General features: G+C 73.0%; 1 protein-coding gene. It reads right to left on the bottom strand.

Annotated features, from left to right (window positions below):
* Nucleotides 1-729 (bottom strand): beta-ketoacyl [acyl carrier protein] synthase domain-containing protein (locus IE330_RS38515; protein ID WP_190140819.1); only part of this gene is annotated, 729 nt, incomplete at both ends.

Consider the following 729-nt stretch of genomic DNA (forward strand, 5'->3'; position numbering starts at 1 on the left):
CCGCGCCCAGGGCCCGGCCCAGCGCCACGCACTCGGCCGGGTCGCCCGTCTGCGTACCGGTTCCGTGCGCCTCCACGTACACCACCTCGTCCGCGGCGATCCCGGCACCCTCGTACACCCGCCGCAGCAAATCCTCCTGCGCCTGCGTACTGGGCAGGGCGAGGCCGGGGGTGCGCCCGTCGCAGTTGCTGCCGGCGGCGGCGATCACCCCGTGCACCCGGTCGCCGTCGGCCACCGCGTCGGCCAGCGGTTTGAGCACGACCACACCCGCGCCCTCGGCCCTGACGAACCCGTCGGCGTCCGCGGAGAACGCCGCGCAGCGGCCCCGCCTGGAGAGCATCGACGCCTGGCTGAAGCCGATAAAGGCGTTCGGGTTGAGCAGGACGTTGACCCCGCCGGCGAGCGCCAGGCGGCTGTGGCCCGACGCCAGTTCCTGACAGGCGCGTTCGACGGCGACGAGCGAGGAGGAGCACGCGGTGTCGATGGCCATGCTCGGCCCGCGCAGGTCGAAGAAGTGGGAGAGCCTGTTCGCCGCGATGGAGTGCGTGGTGCCCGCCATGGAGTAGGCGTTCATCTGCCGGGGCCTGGCCATCTGCAGACCGCCGTAACCGAAGTCGGAGATGCCGACGAACACGCAGGCGTCGGTGCCCGCCAGCGTCCCGGGGTCGATGCCCGCGTCGTCCAGCGCCTCGACGGCCGTCTCCAGGAGCAGGCGGTGCTGCGGGTCCA

It is taken from the genome of Streptomyces longispororuber (assembly GCF_014656095.1).
In the GTDB taxonomy this organism is placed as follows: Bacteria; Actinomycetota; Actinomycetes; order Streptomycetales; family Streptomycetaceae; genus Streptomyces; species Streptomyces longispororuber.